This window comes from Acidisoma sp. (assembly GCF_035492295.1).
Classification (GTDB): domain Bacteria; phylum Pseudomonadota; class Alphaproteobacteria; order Acetobacterales; family Acetobacteraceae; genus Acidisoma.
On the sequence record NZ_DATJJK010000172.1, the window covers coordinates 1 to 4,134 of the forward strand.

Genomic DNA, 4,134 nt, shown 5'->3' on the forward strand with positions numbered 1-4,134 from the left:
GGGAGAGTAGGTCGCCGCCAGGTCTTCCAACCCACCCTTGTCTTACTTCTACACCCACGCGGGGTGGAGCAGCCCGGTAGCTCGTCAGGCTCATAACCTGAAGGTCACAGGTTCAAATCCTGTCCCCGCAACCAATCCTACAGCCCGTTAGATCAACATCTGACGGGCTTTTTCACGTCCGGGGTCCGGCTCCTTTGACGTGATCCGGACCTGCATCGGCTCGTAGGATGAAATGTCCATGCTGCAACGCCTTCAGATGCTTCAATCTCAGGGCAAGCTTGCCATGGCAGAAGCAAATTTTAGGCGAATGCTTGCGTCTGCGCCGGGCCATCTTCATGCCCGGCTCGGGCTTGGATGTTGTGCCTGGCTTGCCGGGAGTGATGTTCAGGCCAAGGAAATTTTCTCTGCGATCGTTGCAAATCCCCCACTCGACGAAGAGGTGCAGGTTGATTGCGCCCAGGTCTTGCGCGCGACCGGCCATATAGAAGACGCAAGGAAGCTGCTTCGGCTTCATCGACACAGCAGCGTCAGACTTTCCGTGATGTTGGCCGAGTTGGAAGAGCAATCCGGCGATCTGGCTGCGGCGCGTGACGGCTATCGTCGGGCGCTGGAACTCGATGAGCGAGCGGAGAATGCGACGCGCAAATATGCGTTCCTGCTCCAGCGTCTGGGAGACAGGGAGGAAGCCTTCGCAGCGGTCGATGCTTGGGCCGCCCGAGACAGCGGTCACGCAGCGGCGGCGTGGCACATGCGGGGCCAGATCTACCGGATGGAAGGTGAGGCGACAGCCGCGATTGCAGCCTTTCGCGAAAGCATTGCGCTTCAGCCGGCAGCCAGCGCCTGGCGTGTTGATCTGGCGGCGGAGCTTTGCCGCGCGGGGCAATTCGCGGAAGCAGAGGTTGCCCTGACAGCCGTTCGGCCAAGCCATGATCTGCTACTCGCCCTTGGCGAGCTTGCTCTCATCCGCCGTAATCATGACCAGGCGCTTTCCTACGCGGCTTCCGCTCAGGCAGCGTCGCCGCAGAGATGTGACTCTCTGGTCTTACAACACCGCATCGCACTTGACCGGGGGGACTTTCCAGCAGCCTTCGCGGCGGTCGACCAGATTGAGGAACTGGGCGCCGAGCATCGCACGATGGCACTGCGGAGGCGGGTGGATATCCATCGCGCGATGGCGCAGCCGACCCAGGTGCTGCAACGCCTGGAGGAACTGCAGGCCCGGCTGCCGCGTGACCCGCAATGGGTGCTAGAAGTTGCACGACAACATCGCCGGATGGGCAATCGCGCCGCCGCGGAATCCCTTCTGCAGAAGGCTCTGGCAAAAGATCCAGGCCAGCCGGGGCTTGTGACAGAGGCGTGTGACTTCGCGACCCAGCTTGAAGACTACGGCACCGCGCTTGCTTTCGCGCAGCGTCTGTCCGAACTGCAACCCGAGAGGGTGTCTCATCATCTGCGGATCATCCGCCTTTTGCGTCGCTTGGGACGGGACGAAGAAGCGGACGCGATTTGGGCCATGGTTCAGAAACCCTTTGCTCAGCATGCAGAAGTGAAAGACGAGCGCCTACGCCAATTCCGCGGTGCGGGCCAGTTGGATGATGCCTACCGGGAAGCAAGGACAATCCTGTCCCTTTGGCCTGGAAACATGCGGCACTGGCAGGATCTTTTTGACCTGGCGCTGAAGCGCGCCACCATCGCTGACGCCGAGGCATTGCTGGCACAGGCGCCGGTACAAAACAGTAGCGACGACGTGACCCTCCTCCGCGCCAAAAGCCGCTTGGCGCGACGTTGCAAGCAGCATTCCGCAGCACGGGATCTCCTACACGCGGCATTAGCGCTGTCTCCTTTCGATCAGCCTGTCCTTGGTGAGTTGTTTTCTCTCGCCATTCGGAGCGGTTCCGTCGCAGAGGCTCAGCACTATCACGCGCGACTAGAGCAGCTGCAGAAGCCTGAGCGACTCTTCAGCCGGAATTCGACCGGCCAGTTCCAGACGTTTCAAGGGCAGATGCTGAACGATCTTCTACTGGACCGCGCGGCCATGGAGGAACTCGAAAATCTGCGCTCTCTTCCGCCGGATGAGAGGATCGAGGCGCTGTTGCCGATCATGCGGCACCGGCCTGACCATATTCCGAGCGCGACGATGATTGTCGTTACCCTGAGCGAAGGCGGGTACTTTCGGTCTGTGGGCGGAACGCCGGTTGACCTGAGCATTCCGATGAGGATCACGCAGTATTGGGATGCGCCCGCGGTGCCGGAGGACGTGTTAAGCTTGAGTGAAAGCTGGCGCACCTGCAATCCGGAATGGGAGTATCGTCGGTTCGACACCGAAAGCGCCTTATTGTATCTGCGATCCTATTTTTCACCCCAGGTGAGCATCGCTTTCCAACGCGCAGAGGATGCCACAACCAAGGCGGACATCCTGCGTCTCGCGGTTCTGGTTCGCGATGGCGGCGTTTGGGCGGACATGGACGATCGATGCCTGCAACCTCTCGCACCCTTTTTCGGGCCCGGGATTGAGGCGCTGTTTTGGCAGGAGCCGTCCGGCCACATCGGCAACAATTTTATCGCAACCCGCCCGAAGCATCCGGTCCTTCGGAAAGCGCTCGTGCTGGCAATTAATGCCCTCAATCGCGGCGACCGCGACAAGGTCTGGATGCTGACCGGCCCGGGTTTGCTTACACGGGCCTTCGCGCTCGTGCTGGCTGAAAGCGGCGCCGCATGGCGACAGCAGCTGGAGACGGTGCAGGTTGTCGACGAGTTCGAACTCTGGCGACAGGTCGCCTATCATTGCCAACTTTCCTACAAGATTCAGGGCAGGCACTGGTCGAAACTTGCCTTCCGCGGGGCATTTGCAAATCGTGCGTCTCTTCCGAAGATGGACCCGACATCTCCGGGCGACGGCACGTAGCGGCGCAGACGCGCTGTGTGGCGCGACGAATCGAGCGGGCTTACGCCATCTCATTGAAAGAGCGCCAGATAGTGACGTTCAAGTGGTTGCTCCTGGACGGAGGGGCAGAGTGTGCGCACTTGTGTTGGGTATACGCCGGCATGATATGCGGCACATTGCGCTAACGCGCAGTCGTGCCCCTTCCTGTGCATCGTTTGATACCGATGAGGCGGCCGCCTGCAGGCGCGCAGGCTGACGCGATTTGGGAGTAGGGTGATGGCCCTCGTGGCGGTGCGGGGCGAGGCGTTCTATTGTGAGGTGTCAGGCAGCGGGCCTGCTCTCCTTCCGGTCACGGGCCCCGCTGGCGTCGCCCCCTGCGGGAGCTCCAATATCCCCGCACCGTTGTCCCTTTTCATCCCAGGGGGCCGCGCGTAAGTCGGTTGCATTCGTCGTGCCCGGACCGTTGCCTGGTGCAGCTTCCCCGATCGCGACCAGAAGAGCAGATATCGCATAGGGCCGTCAGGGCGCCGTGCCTTGATGGTGGTTTGTTACAGGAGGCCTCTTTGCTGCGCCGTTCCATGTTGAGTCTCGTTGCCCTGATGGCTGCCATGCCGGCCGCTTTCGCTCCAGCGGCTTATGCCGGGGACAAGAAAATCACGATTCTACTCGATTGGTTCGTCAATCCTGATCATGCGCCCATCCTGGCGGCGGAGTATTCCGGCGCCTTCGCGCGCCATGGGCTTGATGTCAAGATCATCGCGCCGGCCGATCCCAGCCTGCCGCCGCGCCAGATCGCTGCTGGTCAGGCGGATCTGGCACTCACTTATCAGCCGCAGCTCTACCTCATGGCTGAGCAAGGCCTGCCGGTGGTTCGCGTCGGCACGCTCATCAACAAGCCGCTCAACGTTCTGGTCGCCATCAGCGACAGCGGCATCAAGACGATGAAGGATTTCAAGGGCAAGAAGATCGGCTTCTCGGTCGCCGGGCTGGACGATTCCATCGTCGACACCATGCTGGAAAATGCCGGCGTTTCACCCAAGGACGTGACGCTGGTGAATGTCAATTTTGCCCTCGTCACGGCCCTGACCTCGCATCAGGTCGATGGCGTGATCGGTGCCTACCGCAATTTCGAGGTCAACGAGCTCAAGGAGATGGGCAAGACGCCTGTGGTCTTCGCGCCTCAGGATTACGGCGTGCCGCCGGATGACGAACTGGTGCTGATCGCGAACAAGAAGGAAGCGCATGATCCC

The 4,134-nt window shown here is 61.0% G+C and carries 2 protein-coding genes and 1 tRNA gene; all 3 read left to right on the forward strand.

Going from position 1 to position 4,134, the window contains the following annotated elements:
* Positions 1–57: 57 nt before the first annotated feature.
* Positions 58–134, forward strand: a tRNA-Met gene (locus VL752_RS12270).
* Between the two features lie 104 nt (positions 135–238).
* Positions 239–2,905 (forward strand): tetratricopeptide repeat protein, encoded by a 2,667-nt coding sequence (locus VL752_RS12275; protein WP_325355589.1) that lies wholly within the window; start codon positions 239–241, stop codon positions 2,903–2,905.
* A 542-nt stretch (positions 2,906–3,447) separates the two neighbouring features.
* The coding region (locus VL752_RS12280) for an ABC transporter substrate-binding protein (protein WP_325355591.1) at positions 3,448–4,134 on the forward strand (687 nt) is incomplete at its 3' end.

Bases quoted from the DNA above. Each gene is read 5' to 3' on its own strand.
- VL752_RS12275 (WP_325355589.1), top strand. From the start codon at position 239: ATGCTGCAACGCCTTCAGATGCTTCAATCTCAGGGCAAGCTTGCCATG.